The organism is Citrobacter sp. Colony219 (assembly GCF_019382635.1).
Classification (GTDB): Bacteria; Pseudomonadota; Gammaproteobacteria; order Enterobacterales; family Enterobacteriaceae; genus Citrobacter; species Citrobacter youngae.
On sequence record NZ_CP080033.1, the window covers coordinates 1,845,425 to 1,862,981 of the forward strand.

A 17,557-nucleotide genomic window follows, 5' to 3' on the forward strand; every position below is an offset into this window, starting at 1 on the left:
CGGACCTTCAACGCGCACGGCGTAATCCTGCTTGGCCTCCGGACCGTAATCAGACATGTGTTCAGCGGAGTAATTGATGCCGCCAACAAAGGCAACACGATCATCAATGACCACAATTTTGCGATGCATACGGCGAAAGAGATTAGTGCGCATCCCGAACAGACGCGGACGCGGATCGTAGTAGCGGAAAACAATACCCGCCGCGGTGAGCTCTTCGACAAAACTGTCACTAAGATCCGGTGAGCCGTAGCCGTCCAGCAACACCTCTGCGGCGATCCCGCGGTGTGCGGCAGCGAGCAGTGCGGCATGTAGCTGTTTCCCGACCGCATCTTCAAACCAGATAAAGGTCTCCAGAATGATTTTTTGCTCCGCGTGCTCAATCGCGTGAAATACGGCGGGATAGTACTGATCGCCATTTTCCAGTAGCTGAATTTGATTGCCTTCACGCCAGCCAGTTTTCATACACGAATCTCCGCACTCAGAGGGGCATGATCGGACAAATGTCGCCAGTGACGCAGCGCCAGCGTCGTTGGGGTACTGGCATTCGCGTTTTTCACATAGATCCTGTCCAGACGCAGCAGGGGAAACTGCACCGGAAATGTTCGCGCCGGGCGACCGTGAGCGCGGGTAAAAATCTCGTCAAGGCCTGCTTGGCTTTTCAACGGGCGATTGGCCGTTTGCCGCCAGTCGTTAAAATCGCCAGCAACCACCACGGGATCCGCGTTGGGCAGGGCATTGACCCAATTTGCCAGCATGCTGAGCTGTGCCTGGCGATGGGCTTCACGCAAACCGAGGTGGACGCACATCACATGAATCGGGCGGGAAAGCATCGGCGGCACAATGCGACAGTAAAGCACACCGCGTTTTTCACTCGTGCCAACGGATACATCACGGTTTTCATAATGCTCAATGGGGTAGCGCGATAGCACGGCGTTGCCGTGATGCCCCTGTGAATACACGGCATTGCGCCCGTAGGCGAAATCGCGCCACATGGTGTCGGCCAGAAACTCGTAATGGCTGGTATCCGGCCAGTTTTCTATCTGCAGTGAGTGTACGTCGTGAGCGCCCAGCACTTCCTGCAGGCACACAATATCTGCGCCAACTGCCCTGACGGCATCCCGCAGCTCGGGCAAAATAAAGCGTCTGTTAAAGGCGGTGAAACCCTTGTGAGTATTAATGGTGAGCACATTGAATGAAAATCGGTCTGCTGATTCGCTCATGATTCTCCCGTTGGCGTCACTTTCCTGACTCTCTCCATCATCCTTCGGGATGAGGGTTTTGACCGTATCGCGAATTCTGTGGCGAAATAAATAGTGTAGTCGCCGTCACAAAAAGATGCGGTGTTGCGGAATTTTCCGTAAAGTCCGGTACTCTGAATAATTAGTTAAAAATCCTTCAGGAGAAAAGCCATGAGGTGGCAACAACGTGTTCGTGTCGCAACGGGTCTAAGTTGCTGGCAGATTGTGTTGCATTTACTGGTAGTGGCGTTGCTGGTAATGGGCTGGATGAGCGGCAAGCTGGTGCACGTCGGCCTGGGATTATGCGTCGTGTATGGCGTAACGGTTATCTTAATGCTGGCATTGCAACGTCACCATGAACAGCGCTGGCGTGATGTGGCTGACGTGCTGGAAGAGCTGACGACCACGTGGTATTTCGGTGCGGCAATGATCGTACTGTGGTTACTGTCGCGCGTGCTGCAAAACAACGTGTTACTGGCGCTGGCGGGGCTGGCGATCCTTGCCGGACCCGCAGTGGTCTCGCTGTTGGCGAAAGACAAAAAGTTACATCACTTTGCGTCTAAACATCGCATACGCCGCTGAGCCTGTTGTGGCCGCTATCACCAATAGCGGCCACAAACTTCCCCAGACAATCTGCAGACTCGCATCCTTCAGGTAAATCTGTTTTGTGATGTCCGTAAAGTGACGGATCGGGTTTATCCATGTCAGATTCTGCAACCACACAGGCATATTTTCGACCGGAGAGACATATCCGGACAGCAAAATCGCCGGCATCATAAAGACAAAGACGCCGATAAATGCCTGCTGCTGTGTCGCGCACAGTGACGAAATCAGCAAGCCAAATCCCACCAGCGACAGTCCGTAAATCACCATCGTGAAGTAGAACAGCCCCAGTGAACCGGCAAACGGGATGTGATAGGCCCAGATGCCGATTGCCAGTACGATGGTGGCCTGAAAGGTGGCAACAATCAGTGCCGGCACCGCTTTACCGATGAAAATCTGCCAGGTGGTAAGCGGGGAAACCAGCAGTTGATCCAGCGTGCCTTGCTCGCGCTCGCGAGCAACCGAGAGCGAGGTGACGATCATTACGCCGATAGTGGTGATCATGGCGATCAGCGACGGAACCACGAACCATTTGTAATCCAGATTCGGGTTGTACCAGTTACGCACGACCAGCTCGCTGTTGTTTGGTTTCGGCTTGCCGTCCATCAACTCCTGCTGATACGTCTTAACGATCTGCTGCAGATAATTTGCGGCAATCTGCGCGCTGTTGGAGTTGCGCCCATCGAGAATTAGCTGCATGGGTGCCTGCTGGAAAGTATCCAGATTACGCGAGAAGTCTGCCGGGAAGCGCACCAGTAGCAGTGCTTTTTGCGTGTCGATGGTGGGTTGGATTTCCTGGGGACTTTTTAGCAGCAGAATATGGGTAAAGGCGCTGGCGCGGGCGAAGCGTTGGGTTAACTCCACCGAATGTTTACCGTTGTCTTCGTTATAGATAGCGATAGTGGCGTTGGTCACTTCCAGCGTTGCCGCAAACGGGAACAGGATCACCTGAATCAGTACCGGTAAAATCAGAATGGCTCGCGTTTGCGGTTCGCGTAGCAGCGATTGCAGCTCTTTACGAATTAACGTCCATAAGCGATGAAACATGCCCGTCCCCTTAATCCAGCCGACGTTTGGTTTTCAGCCACGTCAGGCCAATAAACATTACCGCCGAAGCGATTAAAAACAGCACGTTGATAATTAGCACCACTGGAATATTTCCCGCCAGAAACAGGCTTTGCAGGGTGCTGACGAAATAACGCGCCGGAATAATGTAGGTTACCGCCCGGATAATCGCGGGCATGCTGTCTATCTGGAAGATAAAACCTGACAGCATAATCGAGGGCAGGAAAGCGGCGTTCAGCGCGACCTGCGCGGCGTTAAACTGGTTGCGGGTAATAGTCGAAATCAACAGGCCCATGCCGAGCGTACTCAGCAGAAACAGGCTGGTAATGAAAAACAGGATCAGCAACGAGCCGCGATAGGGCACGCCAAGAATAAATACCGACACCAGCATACACAGCAGCATCGCCAGCATGCCCAGAAAGTAATACGGGATCAGTTTGCACAGCAGCAGCTCGACGCGGGTGACTTCGGTAGACAGCAGGGCCTCCATGGTTCCGCGTTCCCATTCGCGCGCTACCACTAATGAGGTGAGGATTGCGCCAATGACCGTCATTATGATGGTCACCGCTCCGGGAATAATAAAGTGCTGGCTGATGGCTGCCGGGTTAAACCAGTAGCGGGTCTGCACGTCGATCAAGGGCTTGAATGATTCTCCCCGGTCTTCCGCCCGCTGTTGTTGCCAGATCTGCCAGATACCTTCGACATAACCCTGTACAAAGTTGGCGGTATTCGGTTCGCTGCCGTCGGTGATCACCTGGAGCGGCGCCACGTCGTTGGGTCGCGCCATCTGCTGGGCAAAATTCACCGGGATCACCACCAGCCCGCGAATGCGCCCAGCCTGCATTTTCTCAATCAATTCCTGACGGTTATCGCTGATGGTGGCGTCAATATACGGCGAGCCGGTCATGGTATGGGTAAAATCCAGCGCCTCTTCGCTTTGCTGCTCGAGCAAAATCCCGACCCGCAGCTTGCTGGAGTCGAGGTTGATCCCGTAGCCGAAGATAAACAGCAGCAGCAGCGGGATCACCACCGCAATCAGCCAACTGCTGGGATCGCGGACGATCTGGCGGGTTTCTTTCACGCACAGCGCGCGTACGCGACGCCAGGAGAGAGCGGAGTTACTCATGCGCGTGCTCCTTATCCCAGTCATTGATTAGCGTAATGAACGCCTGCTCCATGGTCGGGTCCGGCGTGTCGCTGTCGGCAGCCTGAGCTTTCAGATCGTCCGGCGTACCGCTGGCAATCAGTTTGCCGCGATACACCAACCCGATGCGATCGCAGTATTCCGCCTCGTCCATAAAGTGGGTGGTCACCATCACCGTGACGCCTTTTTCCACCATGCTGTTGATATGCAACCAGAACTCACGACGGGTGAGGGGATCGACCCCGGAAGTGGGTTCATCAAGGAACAGAATGTCGGGTTCATGCATCAGCGAGCAGGCCAGCGCCAGACGCTGCTTGAACCCCAGCGGCAGTTCGTCGGTGGCGTGGGAAGCGATACTCTTCAGGCCAAATGCCTCGCTCATACGATCGATTTTCTCTTTCTGCGCCCGACCGCGCAGACCGTAGACGCCGGAGAAAAAGCGCAGGTTCTGCTCAACGGTCAGGTTGCCGTACAGGGAGAATTTTTGCGCCATATAGCCCAGATGCTGGCGTGCTTTGCCGGAGCTGACTTTCAGGTCCATATCCAGCACCAGCGCTTTGCCGGAGGTGGGGACCAGCAGGCCGCACATCATTTTAAAGGTGGTGGATTTGCCGGCACCGTTGGGTCCTAATAGACCAAAAATCTCGCCGCGCTGTACGGAAAAGTCTACGTGGTCGGTCGCGGCAAAATCGCCAAACTTCTTGGTCAGCGCTTTGGCTTCGATCACCGTTTCGCCAGGCGTGCCTTCAACCGTATGCAGGATAGCGCCCAGCGGGGATTCCGATGTTCCGGCTCCGCCGAGTAAATCGATAAAGGCATCCTCGAAGCGGGGAGTCGTTTCGCTGATGTTAATCTCCGGCATGCCGTCTGCCCGACGAATATCGTCCGCAGTGGCTGCTTTTTTCAGGATTAAGCGTACCGATTTCCCCTGAATCATCCCATCGCTGACCAGCGGTAGTTTTAACGCGCGTTGCAGCAGTCGGCGGTTATTTTCCTGCGGACTGCTCATCAGGAAGCTGCGACCCGCCATGGTTTGCGTCAGTCGCGTCGGTTCACCCTGATACAACAGTTCGCCTTCGTTCATCAGCAGTACATCGCGGCACTGCTCTGCTTCATCCAGATACGAGGTGCTCCAGAGGATCAACATGCCATCCCCCGCCAGTTCGTGCACCATTTGCCACAGTTCACGACGGGAGATGGGGTCGACACCGACACCCGGCTCATCCAGCAACAATACTTTGGGTTCGCCGACCAGCGTACAGGCCAGCCCGAGCTTCTGTTTCATCCCACCGGAAAGTTTGCCGGACAGTCGTCCGGTAAATGGCCCCAGCGAGGTAAATTCCAGCAGGCGGGCAAAGGTTTTTTCTCGCGCCTCACCGGTGACGCTACGTAAATCAGCATAGAGATTGAGGTTCTCCATGACGGTTAAATCTTCATACAGGCCAAATTTCTGCGGCATATAGCCCAGTACCGCATGCAGCGCGCTGTCGTCCTTGATAGGGTCAAAGCCAATCACCGCAACACTTCCGGCATCGGGTTTTAACAATCCCGCCAGCATGCGCATCAACGTGGTTTTCCCCGCGCCGTCCGGCCCGACAAGTCCGGTCACGTAGCCTGCATGCACGGTGCAGTCGAGCGGGGCAACGGCCGGTTTTTCCATTCCGGCAAAGTTTTTTGTCAGCCCTTTGAGCGTAATAACGGCATCATTCATGCCGTGCCTCGTCACTGAATTTGATCGTTACCGGCATTCCCTGGCGCAGCGCATCGTCCGCGTCGGTCACCACAATACGCAGGCGATAAACCAGGTCGGTGCGCAGGTCAGGGGTTTCAACTGTTTTCGGCGTAAACTCGGCAGTAGGCGACACGAAGCCGATTTTACCGTGATACGGTTTGTCCGGACGGCCATCGGTGTAGAGCAGGATCTCACGTCCCGGCTGTGCCTGGCTCAGATTGCGTTCGTCAACGTAGGCGCGGACCCATACCGGACGCGTGAGCGACAGCGTCAGTACCGTACCGCCTGCGCTTAGCATACTGCCGGGTTCGACTGCACGGGTAAGCAGCGTACCGTCAGACGGCGAGGTCAGCGTGGTGTCATGCAAATTAAGCTCTGCCTGTGCCAGCTCGGCCTGAGCCTGTTCGAGCGTGGCTTTTGCCTGCTCGATGTCCTGCACACGATTACCGCTGCGATATTGGCTGAGTTTATCCTGTGCGGATTTCAACGAGGCTTGTGCCTGGTCACGTGATGAACGGGCGTTTTCCAGGTCGTTAGCGGAGATGGTGCGGCTTTTCCACAATCCAACCTGTCGATTATAAAAGTTCTGTGCGTAATCATAGGCGGCCTGTGCCTGTTTGACGGCCGCTGCCGCCTGGGCGATCTCTTCAGCGCGATACCCGGCCAGCATCAGATCGTATTGCGCCTGCGCGGCGGCAACATTGGCTTTGGCCTGCATCAATGCGTTTTCATACGGTGCGCGGTCCAGTTCGCCCAGCACCTGACCGGCGGTAATCGCATCGCCTTCATCAACCGCCAGCGAGGCCAGTCTGCCGCCGACGCGAAAACTTAGGTTGACGCTACGGATATCGACATTGCCGTACAGCGTCAGGCTGTTATCTTGCCGACTCTGATACCACCACGTTCCACCGGCAATCACGGCAACGAGGGCCGCGATAACCAGCCCGAGAACGACAGGTTTTTTCATGACTCCAGACTCCTTTGCGTTAAACCTTGCAGAATAAGATCGATGTGACAGGTGATCGTTTGGTCAATCAGCGCGGTTTTATCCTCATCAAATTGTGACCAACCCGTACGCAACAGAATGGTTTCTTTCCCCAGACGAAAGGCCAGCACCTCGCCGAGGATGGCGTGGGTATGCAGAATCATTTGGGTATCGTTGGCATCGCCGCCGGTATAGGCGGCAATCAGGCGCGTCAGGTGTGTATGCAGCGGATTGATAACCTGGTCGTGCACCAGTTGATAAGCCGCGGTGGGGGAAAGCTGTTCCCGCGAGATAAATTTGCTCAGGTTAACGGTGTCGTCCTGGGTTAACAGCATGATCATATTTTTGCAGGCGCGCAGGATCAGTTCGCGCATCGCGCCACGATCCGGTTCTGGCTGAGCGAATAAACGCTCAGCCTCTTCAGCGTGCGGACGAAACTGTGAGCCGATAAAATCTGCAATCCACTGGGCGCAGGCGAGATATAAATCCTCTTTTGAGCCAAAATAGTAGGTGATAGCCGCAATGTTTTGCCCGGCCTGTGCAGCGATATCGCGCGTCGTGGCGTGCAGACCATACTCGCCGAATTGCGCCAATGCTGCGGCAATGAGCTGGTTCTTCGCCTGTTCACCTTTGGTTGTCATGGTGGGTGTATTCATGGCACGACCTGATCTTAATCAATCGATTGATTAAGATTATGACTGATGTGCAACCTTGTCCAGTCCGGATCGTTATTTTCCTCGCAGGGATAATTTATGCGGCACATCACAAAAACTGCTACACTCCGCCCCTTCATGACATTGTGGTTTTTGTCATCTCTATTGTATGTATCTCCCTGAAAACGACACCGGTAACGGTCAGGGCGGTTCGGAGTTGTTATGTCTTTTGATTCCCTTGGTTTAAACCCTGAAATTTTACGTGCCGTTGCCGAACAGGGTTACCGTGAACCTACCCCTATTCAGCAACAGGCGATCCCTGCCGTGCTGGAAGGCCGCGATCTGATGGCCAGCGCCCAGACCGGTACGGGGAAAACGGCAGGTTTTACCCTGCCGCTGTTGCAGCACCTGATTACCCATCAGCCGCATGGTAAAAGCCGTCGCCCGGTGCGTGCGCTGATCCTCACGCCAACCCGCGAACTGGCTGCTCAAATTGGCGAAAACGTACGTGATTACAGTAAGTATCTGAACATCCGCTCGCTGGTGGTCTTCGGCGGCGTCAGTATCAACCCGCAGATGATGAAGCTGCGCGGTGGTGTGGATGTGTTGATTGCCACACCTGGTCGTTTGCTCGATCTGGAACACCAGAATGCGGTGAAACTGGATCAGGTGGAGATCCTGGTACTGGATGAAGCTGACCGCATGCTGGATATGGGCTTTATTCACGACATTCGTCGCGTTCTGGCGAAGCTGCCGGCAAAACGCCAGAACCTGCTGTTCTCAGCAACGTTCTCTGACGATATTAAGTCGCTGGCCGAAAAGCTGCTGCACAACCCGCTGGAAATCGAAGTGGCGCGCCGTAATACCGCCTCAGAGCAGGTGACTCAGCACGTTCATTTCGTCGATAAAAAACGTAAACGTGAGCTGCTGTCGCAGATGATTGGTCAGGGCAACTGGCAGCAGGTGCTGGTGTTTACCCGTACCAAACACGGTGCGAACCATCTGGCTGAACAGTTGAATAAAGACGGCATCCGCAGCGCGGCAATCCACGGTAACAAATCTCAGGGAGCGCGTACCCGTGCGCTGGCTGATTTTAAATCCGGTGATATACGCGTGCTGGTAGCGACCGATATTGCCGCGCGCGGGCTGGACATTGAAGAGTTACCGCACGTGGTGAACTACGAGCTGCCAAACGTCCCGGAAGATTATGTGCACCGTATTGGTCGTACCGGGCGTGCCGCTGCTACTGGCGAAGCGTTGTCTCTGGTGTGCGTCGATGAACACAAGTTGTTGCGTGACATCGAGAAGCTGCTGAAAAAAGAGATCCCGCGTATTGCAACGCCAGGCTACGAGCCGGATCCCTCCATTAAAGCTGAGCCGATCCAGAACGGTCGCCAGCAGCGTGGCGGCGGTGGTGGTCGCGGGCAGGGCGGAGCAGGGCGTGGCCAGCAGCCGCGTCGTCAGGATGGCGGTGCGCCAAAAGCGAAGCCGCGTAATGGCGAAGGCAAACCGGCAGGCGATAAGCCTCGTCCGCCGCGCCGTCCGCGCAAACCGTCCTCAGCGCAGTAATTGCGAGCCCGGCCGAAAGGTCGGGCTTTTCTTTTTGCGACACGTCCCAGAAAGTGCCACAATAGTGGCTGTTTATACAGTATTTCAGGTTTTCTCATGGCACTTACGGCTGCGTTAAAAGCGCAAATCGCCGCCTGGTATAAGGCGCTTCAGGAACAGATCCCCGATTTTATCCCCCGTGCGCCGCAGCGGCAGATGATTGCTGACGTCGCGAAAACGCTGGCAGGTGAAGAAGGGCGGCATCTGGCGATTGAAGCGCCGACCGGAGTGGGGAAAACCCTGTCGTATCTGATTCCCGGTATTGCCATCGCGCGTGAAGAACAGAAAACGCTGGTGGTCAGTACCGCTAACGTTGCGTTGCAGGATCAGATCTACAGCAAAGACCTGCCGTTGCTGCGTAAAATCATCCCCGATCTGCGTTTTACCGCTGCTTTTGGTCGTGGTCGTTATGTCTGCCCGCGCAATTTGGCCGCGCTGGCCAGTACCGAACCCAATCAACAGGATCTGCTTGCCTTTCTCGACGATGACCTGACGCCAAATAATCAGGAAGAACAAAAGCGCTGCGCCAGGTTGAAAGGCGATCTCGACAGCTATAAATGGGACGGACTGCGCGATCACACCGATATCGCCATTGATGACGGACTCTGGCAGCGTCTGAGCACCGATAAAGCCAGCTGTCTGAATCGCAACTGTCACTACTATCGTGAATGCCCTTTTTTTGTCGCCCGCCGCGAGATTCAGGAAGCCGAAGTGGTGGTAGCCAACCACGCGCTGGTGATGGCGGCAATGGAAAGCGAAGCCGTTTTGCCGGAGCCGAAAAACCTGCTGTTAGTCCTTGATGAAGGCCACCATTTGCCGGATGTCGCGCGCGATGCGCTGGAGATGAGCGCGGAAATCAGCGCCCCCTGGTATCGGCTCCAGCTGGATCTGTTTTGCAAATTAGTGGCAACTTGCCTGGAACAGTTTCGCCCGAAAACCACGCCGCCGCTGGCGAATGCCGAGCGTCTGAACGGTCACTGTGAAGAGCTGTATGAACTGATTTCATCGCTCAATAACATTCTTAATCTGTATATGCCTGCTACTCAGGAGGCGGAACACCGCTTTGCGATGGGCGAACTGCCTGCAGAAGTGATGGAGATTTGTCAGCGTCTGGCAAAACTTACGGAAATGCTGCGCGGTCTGGCGGAACTGTTCCTCAACGATCTCAGCGAAAAAACCGGCACTCACGATATTGTGCGTCTGCATCGGGTTATTTTGCAGATGAACCGGGCGCTGGGCATGTTTGAGGCGCAAAGCAAACTGTGGCGGCTGGCATCGCTTGCGCAGTCGTCAGGCGCGCCAGTGAGTAAATGGGCGACGCGCGAGGTGCGTGACGGGCAGATCCACGTCTGGTTCCACTGCGTGGGGATCCGCGTGAGCGATCAGCTCGAACGACTGCTGTGGCGTAGCGTCCCGCATATTATTGTCACTTCCGCAACGCTGCGCTCGCTCAACAGCTTCTCGCGTTTGCAAGAGATGAGTGGTCTGAAGGAAAAAGCCGGAGACCGGTTTGTCGCGCTGGATTCACCGTTTAATCACGTTGAACAGGGCAAAATCGTCATTCCGCAGATGCGCTACGAACCGTTAATTGATAACGAAGAGCAGCATATCGCGGAAATGGCCGCCTATTTTCGCGAACAGCTGGAAAGTAAAAAGCATCAGGGGATGCTGGTACTCTTTGCCAGCGGTCGGGCGATGCAGCGTTTTCTTGAGCATGTTACCGATCTGCGCCTGCTGTTGTTGGTGCAGGGCGATCAGCCGCGCTATCGTCTGGTGGAGTTGCACCGCAAACGGGTGACCAACGGCGAGCGCAGTGTGCTGGTTGGGTTGCAATCTTTTGCGGAAGGTCTGGACTTGAAAGGCGACCTGCTGACTCAGGTGCATATTCACAAAATTGCTTTTCCACCGATCGACAGCCCGGTGGTGATCACCGAGGGCGAGTGGTTGAAAAGCCTGAACCGCTACCCCTTCGAGGTGCAGAGCCTGCCCGCGGCGTCGTTCAATTTGATCCAGCAGGTTGGGCGACTCATCCGTAGCCATGGCTGCTGGGGAGAAGTGGTTATTTATGACAAACGTTTATTGACCAAAAACTATGGCAAGCGTTTACTGAACGCGTTACCCATATTTCCGATAGAGCAACCTGCTGTGCCAGACGTTATAGTAAAACCAAAAGAAAAAACGAAACCCACGCGCCGCCGTCGGCGTTAACGATGCGAGCAACAGGAAAGGAGTTATCGATGGATTACCGCAAAATCATCAAAGAGATTGGGCGAGGTAAAAATCACGCGCGTGACCTGGACCAGGATACTGCTCGCGGACTGTATACCCATATGCTGAATGGCGATGTACCGGATCTTGAAATGGGCGGCGTGCTGATTGCGTTGCGCATTAAAGGCGAGGGAGAAGCGGAAATGCTGGGCTTTTACGAAGCGATGCAAAACCACACCATTCGCCTGACGCCGCCGGTTGCCAAACCCATGCCCATTGTCATTCCCAGCTACAATGGCGCGCGCAAGCAGGCCAATCTGACGCCGCTGCTGGCTATCTTATTGCATAAGCTGGGCTTCCCGGTGGTGGTGCACGGCGTCAGCGAGGATCCTACCCGCGTGCTGACAGAAACCATTTTTGAGCTGATGGGGATCATGCCCACGCTGCATGCCGGCCAGGCACAGGCAAAACTGGATGGTCATGAACCGGTATTTATTCCGGTGCGCGCGCTGTGTCCGCCTCTGGATAAGCAACTGGCGATGCGCTGGAGAATGGGGGTGCGCAACAGTGCACATACGCTGGCGAAGTTGGCTACGCCGTTTGCAGAAGATGCCGCGCTGCGTCTTGCCAGTGTTTCTCATCCTGAATATGTCTCGCGAGTGGCGAAATTTTTTGGCGACATCGGCGGCCGTGGTCTGCTGATGCACGGTACCGAAGGCGAGGTGTACGCCAACCCGCAGCGCTGTCCGCAGATAAGCCTGATAGATTCGTCCGGCGTGCGAGTGCTACAGGACCGCCAGAGTGAGATGCCTGACGAGCCAGTCCCACTGCCGGTAGCAAAAGATCCGGAAACCACTGCCCGCTGGATAGAACGCTGTCTGGCCGGAAGCGAGCCGATACCGGCCTCATTGAAAATTCAGATGGCCTGCTGTCTGGTGGCCACCGGAGAATCCGCCACGCTGGCAGACGGGCTTGCTCGCGTCGATCAAAGCTTCTGACCCTTTCTTCATCCCGACGGGCCTGTCATCTGGCCCGTCAGTCGTTCCTGTCCTGCACCCTCTACAACGTGAAATTTCTGCACGATTATTGACCTCCTGGCGACCGTAGCGCAGCATAGTTTGTTGAAAAATAAGAAACACAACAAACACGCAACACAACAGGAGATAACAATGGACAGTGGACATCGCTTTCACGCGCCAACGCTACATGCGTTTATTCAGGCCGTTTTCCGACAGATGGGGAGTGACGAGCAGGAGGCGCAGTTGGTGGCCGATCATCTGATAGCCTCAAATCTCGCCGGGCATGATTCACACGGTATCGGTATGATCCCAAGCTACATTCGCTCATTCTCGCAGGGACATCTGCAGATCAATCGTCATGCCAAAGTGGTCAAAGATGCGGGCGCAGTGGTTACGCTGGATGGGGATTGCGCATTTGGTCAGGTAGCCGCGCATGAAGCTATCGCGCTGGGGATTGAGAAAGCACAGCAGTATGGAATTGCTGCGGTAGCACTGCATAATTCTCACCACATTGGGCGCATTGGCTACTGGGCGGAGCAGTGTGCGGCGGCGGGCTTTGTCTCTATACACTTTGTGAATGTGGTGGGGATCCCGATGGTTGCCCCGTTCCATGGTCGTGATAGCCGTTTTGGCACCAACCCTTTCTGCGTTGTGTTTCCACGTAAAAATGATTTCCCGTTGCTGCTGGACTATGCGACCAGCGCCATCGCTTTTGGCAAAACGCGCGTGGCGTGGCACAAAGGTGAGCCGGTTGCGCCGGGCTGTCTGATTGATGCTCAGGGGGCTCCTACTACCGATCCTGCCGTTATGCAGGAATCGCCATTGGGCTCGCTGCTCACCTTTGCCCAGCATAAAGGCTACGCGCTGGCGGCAATGTGTGAAATCATGGGCGGTGCGCTTTCTGGCGGTAAAACGACCCACGAAGCCAGTTTGCAGAACAGCGCAGACGCCATTATTAACTGCATGACCACGATCATCATTAACCCAACACTATTCGGTGCCCCGGACTGTGACAATCAGGTTTCGGCATTTGCTGAATGGGTCAAAGCGTCGCCGCATGCTGAGGATACGCCTATCCTGTTACCGGGTGAGTGGGAAGTGAATACCCGTGAAGAGCGCCTGGCGCAGGGTATCCCGCTTGATGCCGGAAGTTGGCAAGCGATATGTGAGGCAGCACAGCAAATCGGTATGCCGGATGCGGTATTGCAGGCGTTTCGCCAACGGCTTGAACGTTAGATAAAAAAAGCCCGTCCAGTGGCGGACGGGCAAACAAAGGGTAACAAACAGGGTCAATGAGGGTTGGAGCATTGGGTCGTACAGGAATTCTGTTGGTTATTTGTAGATAACCGCGGTGCCGCTCATTTTGTCGTTGCCGACAGCGGAGGTGATGCTGTAACCACTTGCACCAGCAGCAGCTGCTTTTTCAGCCAGTTTTGCTTCCAGGCCGTCCAGCGTGGTGGCGCCATCAGCAGATACCACACCCATTTTATTCATGCTTTGCGCCTGAGTGGAGGTAACCGGCTCAGCAGCGAAAACACCAAATGACAGGGTAGACAGGGCAATAGCAGCAACAGCAAATTTAATGTTTTTCATGATTTTTCTCTCGCAGGTTTATTCGGTTAGTCGATGTTCTGTTCAGCAGACGTTGTTCTGTCGATGTGAGAAGTATCACGTTTTTTTCGGTGAGAGAAAATCGAATAGAATTGACGACATCAATCAAAAAAATTGAATGACAAATAACTTATTGAATATTAATAAATTCAGAAGAGGGATTTACAGTTCTTGTCATAGCGCTTTACAGAGAAAGTGACAACGGCACATTTTGCTACACCGCGAGTGAAAAAGCGTGCTCGTAAAGGAAATCGTATGCGCTGAAACTTTTGGTAAAGATGAGTCAACGTAGCTGGCTGTCTTTCGAACCTCTGCGATTATATCCTGAAAATGCCGCGCTATGTGAATCTTTATCCTGTTGGCAAGTGATGCACAAGCGTACACCAGGCACCGCTTCACGGCGCGCCTGCGGGATAGGATTGCCACATTCTTCACATTCATGCAGACTTTCCCCCGTCGGTAACTCACCGCGGGCGCGGGCAACAGCATCTTCAATCGTATTGTTGATCTGTTCGTTAACAGCGTCGTCATTTGCCCATCCGGATGCCATATGAACCTCCTGCTGATGTCTACAGACTAAGTATAGCGAAGGTGATGGCTGAAAAACGACCATGCGCCAGCAGTATCAGATTTCAGACCATTCGCGCAGCAGGTTATGGTAGAGATTGAGTAATGACAGGATCTCGTTGCTCTCCCCATGACGAGCCTTCAGGGACTGAATGTTTTTATCCAGTTCAAAAAGCATGGCGCGATTTTTGTCATCACGGATCATCGACTGGATCCACATAAACGATGCCACACGAACCCCACGGGTTACCGGCGTAACGCAGTGCAAGCTGCTGGAAGGGTAAAGCACCAGATCGCCTGCCGGAAGTTTCACCGCATGCTGGCCGTAGGTGTCATTGACCAGCAGCTCTCCTCCCGCATAATCGTCGGGATTACTGAGGAATAAGGTGGCGGAAAGGTCTGTGCGCATCCAGCCGTTTTCCGGGTGACTACGCACCGCGCCATCAACGTGAAAACCGTAGGTTTCGTTGTTCTGGTAGCGATTAAACAGCGGTGTGGAGAGCGTTTTCGGTAATGCTGCGGCGAAGAAAAGCGGGCTGTTATTCACCGCGGTTTGTACCGCCTGTTGCAAAATGCCGTAACGCTCACTTTGCGTATCCACCTGCTGGTTGTTTTTTACCTGCGCGCCCTGAGTGCCGGTGGTTGCGCGGCCATCAACCCAGTCGGCAGCGTCCAGTTGTTCGCGAAACCAGGCGACATCCTGCGCCGACAGAACGCCGGGAATGTGGTACATCATCAGTGTTTCTCCTGAAAGTGGGGCTTACGCCCCACGAGATGGATCAGAAATGCATATTGGCGGTGAGCAGGAAAGTTCTTGGCTCGCCCGGATGGTAACGGTATCCACTCTTGTTAATGGAGGATACATAATCGGTGTCGAACAGGTTATAGACGTTCAGCTGGAAATCGAGATTGCGGTTTACGCGATAGCCTAACTTGGCATCCGCAACCCAGTAGCCTTCAGTATAAGATGGCGTACCCACGGCGCCGTCCGAGCCGCGATGCATACTGCCCACGTAACGTGCGCCCGCGCCAACGGAAATATCATCGGTAGCCTGATACTGGCTCCACAGCGTGAAGGCATGTTCCGGCGTATAGGGCAGGGAAGAAGAACCATCCTGAGCAACGTTTTTGCCGCTGTGGATCGTGGCGCGTTGCTGGGTGTATCCCCCAATAACCTGCCATGCGGGAGTGATGTTGCCAGCTACAGAGAGTTCGTAGCCTTCAACGCGTTTCTCCCCGTACTGGGAATATGTTCCGTCGTCGTTCTGCTCTACTTCATTTTCAATATCCGTACGGAAAATCGCGGCGGTTAACAGCAGGCGCTTATCCAGCACCTCCCATTTGGTGCCGAGCTCGCTGGTTTTCGCTTTCTGCGGTTTAAAATCGGTCCGGTTGGCGCTGTTACCGCTTCCGCCCTGTGCAAGGGCAAAGTTACTGCCGCCCGGCGGTTGCTGAGAAACGGCATAGTTAATGTAGACATTGCCGTTATCGGTCAGGTGATACAGCGCGCCCGCTTTCCAGTTCACCAGATTGCCTGATTTGGCAGTATCCACGGTCGTAACCGGAGAACCTTTGGCGACGCCTGTCGGACATGCAACTGCACCACGGCCAGAAGCACCGCACGCGGTGGCGCTGTCATACTCGGTACGATAATTATCCAGACGAATACCACCGTTCAGTTCAATATCACGCGTAATTTGCAGAGTATCGAAGGCGTAAATACCGAAGGTATCGGTCTGGCCGTTGGCGTTGGCGCCATTACGGGATAATCCACCAATGTTCACGTTGCTGTTCGGTGAGTAAATATTGACCGGCGGCGGGGTGATCGGGACTACGCCATAGTTGGTTTGCGTTTCGCGCGTCAGCTCCACACCGGTGCTGATGTCATGACCGATGGATCCCGTGTAAAACTTTGAGGTCAGGTTGGTCTGGTTGGTCAGGATTTTATTGCTGACATCTTTGGTATTTGCCAGGCGTGACCAGGTCCAGGTGTCGACGCTGCTGGTGGGTTGGGTGATGTTAGATGCGCCGCCCATTACCGCTGTCATCAGATAATCCTGTTTAATGCGCGACCAGCGGGTGGTGTTGCGAATCGTGGTGCTGTCGTTCAGGTCATGTTCAAAACGCATCGTCGCGGTATCGGTCGTCGAATCGTCGTAATCCGAGTTTGTACCGTAGAAATTATGCGTATCCACTTTTCCTGAATGATTCAGTGCAGAAGTACCTGCGGAAGGCGCGGAGTAACCCGGCAGGCCGATGGTGGGGACACCGCCATCCGGTGTGTTGTGTTGAGTAACGTGTAGATAGTTCAGATACAGTCGGTTCTCGGTACCTAAGCCAAAAGCGAGAGAGGGGGCCACGCCGTAACGTTCATTCTGCACGTTGTCGCGACCGGCATCATGTGTTTTTTCACCCATCAGGTTTAAGCGTACTGCGGTGGTGTCACCGATGACCTGATTGATATCCAGCGTTCCCCGGCGAAACCAGGCGCTACCGACGCTGGCTGAGGCATCAATACCTGAATCGGTGCGCGGCTGCTTGCTGATCATATTGATGGAGCCAGTGGGGGCACTGCGACCATAGTCGGTACCGGAAGGGCCTTTAATCACTTCAACCTGTTCCGTATTGAAGGTGTCACGCGTGACGCTACCAATATCACGAATACCGTCGATATAAATGCTGTTTGAGGTGTCAGCACCTCGCATATACACCGCATCGCCGGTGGTGGAGTTACCATTTTCACCCGCAAAAAATGCGCCAACACCCGGCACGTTTTTCAACGCATCAGTAAGATTGGTTGCTCCCTGATCCTTAATAACCTGCTCAGAAATGACCGTCATGGTGCGAGTGGTATCCGCCACCGGGCGGGAGAATTTAGGGTCGGCAGACTGTGTTGGGGCGTACAGCGAAGGTTTGGCCGCTTCAACGACCAACGTATCTTCTTGTTTTTTATCCTGATCGCCTGCGGCTACAGCCTGGGCTGCCGGAGACAGGCCAATGCACAGACCGGCAAAAAAAGTCAGTGAATGAAAACTACTGGACGGCAAGTTGCGATTTTTATCCATGTTAATGAATGACTTATTATTTTTGAGTAGAAGGTTTCACTCAAACGAAGGGACATCTC

General features: G+C 54.4%; 16 protein-coding genes (1 of these 16 only partly in view). 5 read left to right on the forward strand and 11 right to left on the reverse strand.

The window, feature by feature from the left end; translation table 11 throughout:
* Together clsB and JTI85_RS08045 are read right to left on the reverse strand one after the other, a co-directional pair.
* The coding region annotated (gene clsB / locus JTI85_RS08040; RefSeq protein WP_219352398.1) for a cardiolipin synthase ClsB crosses the window boundary (this coding region is incomplete at its 3' end): on the reverse strand, positions 1-462 show 462 of its 1,156 nt. The annotated region extends 694 nt beyond the left edge of the window.
* Positions 459-1,220 carry an endonuclease/exonuclease/phosphatase family protein gene (locus JTI85_RS08045; RefSeq protein WP_219352399.1) on the reverse strand — a complete coding sequence of 254 codons (762 nt, stop codon included), beginning with the start codon at positions 1,218-1,220 and terminating at the stop codon, positions 459-461. The genes clsB and JTI85_RS08045, both read right to left, overlap by 4 nt.
* Before the next feature lie 189 nt (positions 1,221-1,409).
* Here JTI85_RS08045 and JTI85_RS08050 point away from each other — a divergent pair, with 189 nt between their 5' ends.
* Positions 1,410-1,820: a YbhQ family protein gene (locus tag JTI85_RS08050; RefSeq protein ID WP_048212208.1), complete on the forward strand. Its 411-nt coding sequence runs from the start codon at positions 1,410-1,412 to the stop codon at positions 1,818-1,820.
* On the opposite strand, the gene JTI85_RS08055 is transcribed toward JTI85_RS08050, so the two are convergent.
* Genes JTI85_RS08055 through cecR form a run of 5 tightly spaced genes read right to left on the reverse strand, consistent with a single transcriptional unit; the run spans position 1,782 to position 7,423 of the window.
* Positions 1,782-2,888, reverse strand: a complete 1,107-nt coding sequence (locus JTI85_RS08055) for an ABC transporter permease (RefSeq protein ID WP_061067575.1) — start codon at positions 2,886-2,888, stop codon at positions 1,782-1,784. The genes JTI85_RS08050 and JTI85_RS08055 overlap by 39 nt on opposite strands.
* Positions 2,889-2,898: 10 nt before the next feature.
* Positions 2,899-4,032: an ABC transporter permease gene (locus JTI85_RS08060; RefSeq protein WP_115643674.1), complete on the reverse strand. Its 1,134-nt coding sequence runs from the start codon at positions 4,030-4,032 to the stop codon at positions 2,899-2,901.
* The gene (locus tag JTI85_RS08065; protein ID WP_219352400.1) at positions 4,025-5,761 is read right to left on the reverse strand and encodes an ATP-binding cassette domain-containing protein; all 1,737 of its coding nucleotides are present in this window, start codon (positions 5,759-5,761) and stop codon (positions 4,025-4,027) included. Before JTI85_RS08065 ends, JTI85_RS08060 begins: the two co-directional genes overlap by 8 nt.
* Positions 5,754-6,749, reverse strand: coding sequence for a secretion protein HlyD (gene hlyD / locus JTI85_RS08070; RefSeq protein WP_115602339.1), 996 nt, complete (start codon positions 6,747-6,749; stop codon positions 5,754-5,756). The genes JTI85_RS08065 and hlyD overlap by 8 nt, the downstream gene beginning before the upstream one ends.
* The gene (gene cecR / locus JTI85_RS08075) at positions 6,746-7,423 is read right to left on the reverse strand and encodes a transcriptional regulator CecR (RefSeq protein ID WP_003035216.1); all 678 of its coding nucleotides are present in this window, start codon (positions 7,421-7,423) and stop codon (positions 6,746-6,748) included. The genes hlyD and cecR overlap by 4 nt, the downstream gene beginning before the upstream one ends.
* A 219-nt stretch (positions 7,424-7,642) precedes the next feature.
* Between cecR and rhlE the strand changes: the two genes are divergently transcribed.
* The 4 genes from rhlE (at position 7,643) to JTI85_RS08095 (ending at position 13,491) form a co-directional block, all read left to right on the forward strand.
* A complete protein-coding gene (rhlE, locus tag JTI85_RS08080) occupies positions 7,643-8,989 on the forward strand; it encodes an ATP-dependent RNA helicase RhlE (RefSeq protein WP_061067578.1) in 1,347 nt (448 codons plus the stop codon).
* 96 nt (positions 8,990-9,085) lie between these two features.
* Positions 9,086-11,236: an ATP-dependent DNA helicase DinG gene (dinG, locus tag JTI85_RS08085; RefSeq protein WP_162648418.1), complete on the forward strand. Its 2,151-nt coding sequence runs from the start codon at positions 9,086-9,088 to the stop codon at positions 11,234-11,236.
* Between the two features lie 29 nt (positions 11,237-11,265).
* Positions 11,266-12,234, forward strand: coding sequence for a DNA-binding protein YbiB (gene ybiB, locus JTI85_RS08090; RefSeq protein WP_219352402.1), 969 nt, complete (start codon positions 11,266-11,268; stop codon positions 12,232-12,234).
* A 171-nt stretch (positions 12,235-12,405) separates the two neighbouring features.
* Entirely contained in the window at positions 12,406-13,491 is a 1,086-nt protein-coding gene (locus JTI85_RS08095) for a malate/lactate/ureidoglycolate dehydrogenase (RefSeq protein ID WP_061067581.1), read from the forward strand.
* A gap of 96 nt (positions 13,492-13,587) precedes the next feature.
* Here JTI85_RS08095 and ybiJ read toward each other — a convergent pair whose 3' ends face one another.
* The 4 genes from ybiJ to JTI85_RS08115 all read right to left on the reverse strand — a co-directional run bounded on the left by ybiJ (position 13,588) and on the right by JTI85_RS08115 (position 17,498).
* On the reverse strand, positions 13,588-13,848 hold the full coding sequence (gene ybiJ, locus JTI85_RS08100; protein ID WP_048212199.1) for a DUF1471 family protein YbiJ: 261 nt from the start codon (positions 13,846-13,848) through the stop codon (positions 13,588-13,590).
* 301 nt (positions 13,849-14,149) lie between these two features.
* Positions 14,150-14,416, reverse strand: coding sequence for a DksA/TraR family C4-type zinc finger protein (locus JTI85_RS08105; RefSeq protein WP_116361012.1), 267 nt, complete (start codon positions 14,414-14,416; stop codon positions 14,150-14,152).
* Positions 14,417-14,491: 75 nt separating this feature from the next.
* On the reverse strand, positions 14,492-15,169 hold the full coding sequence (gene ybiX / locus JTI85_RS08110; protein ID WP_116361013.1) for a PKHD-type hydroxylase YbiX: 678 nt from the start codon (positions 15,167-15,169) through the stop codon (positions 14,492-14,494).
* A 43-nt stretch (positions 15,170-15,212) separates the two neighbouring features.
* Positions 15,213-17,498, reverse strand: coding sequence for a catecholate siderophore receptor Fiu (locus tag JTI85_RS08115; RefSeq protein WP_219352403.1), 2,286 nt, complete (start codon positions 17,496-17,498; stop codon positions 15,213-15,215).
* Positions 17,499-17,557: the final 59 nt, after the last annotated feature.

Coding starts and splice junctions, on each gene's coding strand:
- JTI85_RS08045 (WP_219352399.1), bottom strand. CDS start 1,220: ATGAGCGAATCAGCAGACCGATTTTCATTCAATGTGCTCACCATTAAT.
- JTI85_RS08050 (WP_048212208.1), top strand. CDS start 1,410: ATGAGGTGGCAACAACGTGTTCGTGTCGCAACGGGTCTAAGTTGCTGG.
- JTI85_RS08055 (WP_061067575.1), bottom strand. CDS start 2,888: ATGTTTCATCGCTTATGGACGTTAATTCGTAAAGAGCTGCAATCGCTG.
- JTI85_RS08060 (WP_115643674.1), bottom strand. CDS start 4,032: ATGAGTAACTCCGCTCTCTCCTGGCGTCGCGTACGCGCGCTGTGCGTG.
- JTI85_RS08065 (WP_219352400.1), bottom strand. CDS start 5,761: ATGAATGATGCCGTTATTACGCTCAAAGGGCTGACAAAAAACTTTGCC.
- hlyD (WP_115602339.1), bottom strand. CDS start 6,749: ATGAAAAAACCTGTCGTTCTCGGGCTGGTTATCGCGGCCCTCGTTGCC.
- cecR (WP_003035216.1), bottom strand. CDS start 7,423: ATGAATACACCCACCATGACAACCAAAGGTGAACAGGCGAAGAACCAG.
- rhlE (WP_061067578.1), top strand. CDS start 7,643: ATGTCTTTTGATTCCCTTGGTTTAAACCCTGAAATTTTACGTGCCGTT.
- dinG (WP_162648418.1), top strand. CDS start 9,086: ATGGCACTTACGGCTGCGTTAAAAGCGCAAATCGCCGCCTGGTATAAG.
- ybiB (WP_219352402.1), top strand. CDS start 11,266: ATGGATTACCGCAAAATCATCAAAGAGATTGGGCGAGGTAAAAATCAC.
- JTI85_RS08095 (WP_061067581.1), top strand. CDS start 12,406: ATGGACAGTGGACATCGCTTTCACGCGCCAACGCTACATGCGTTTATT.
- ybiJ (WP_048212199.1), bottom strand. CDS start 13,848: ATGAAAAACATTAAATTTGCTGTTGCTGCTATTGCCCTGTCTACCCTG.
- JTI85_RS08105 (WP_116361012.1), bottom strand. CDS start 14,416: ATGGCATCCGGATGGGCAAATGACGACGCTGTTAACGAACAGATCAAC.
- ybiX (WP_116361013.1), bottom strand. CDS start 15,169: ATGATGTACCACATTCCCGGCGTTCTGTCGGCGCAGGATGTCGCCTGG.
- JTI85_RS08115 (WP_219352403.1), bottom strand. CDS start 17,498: ATGGATAAAAATCGCAACTTGCCGTCCAGTAGTTTTCATTCACTGACT.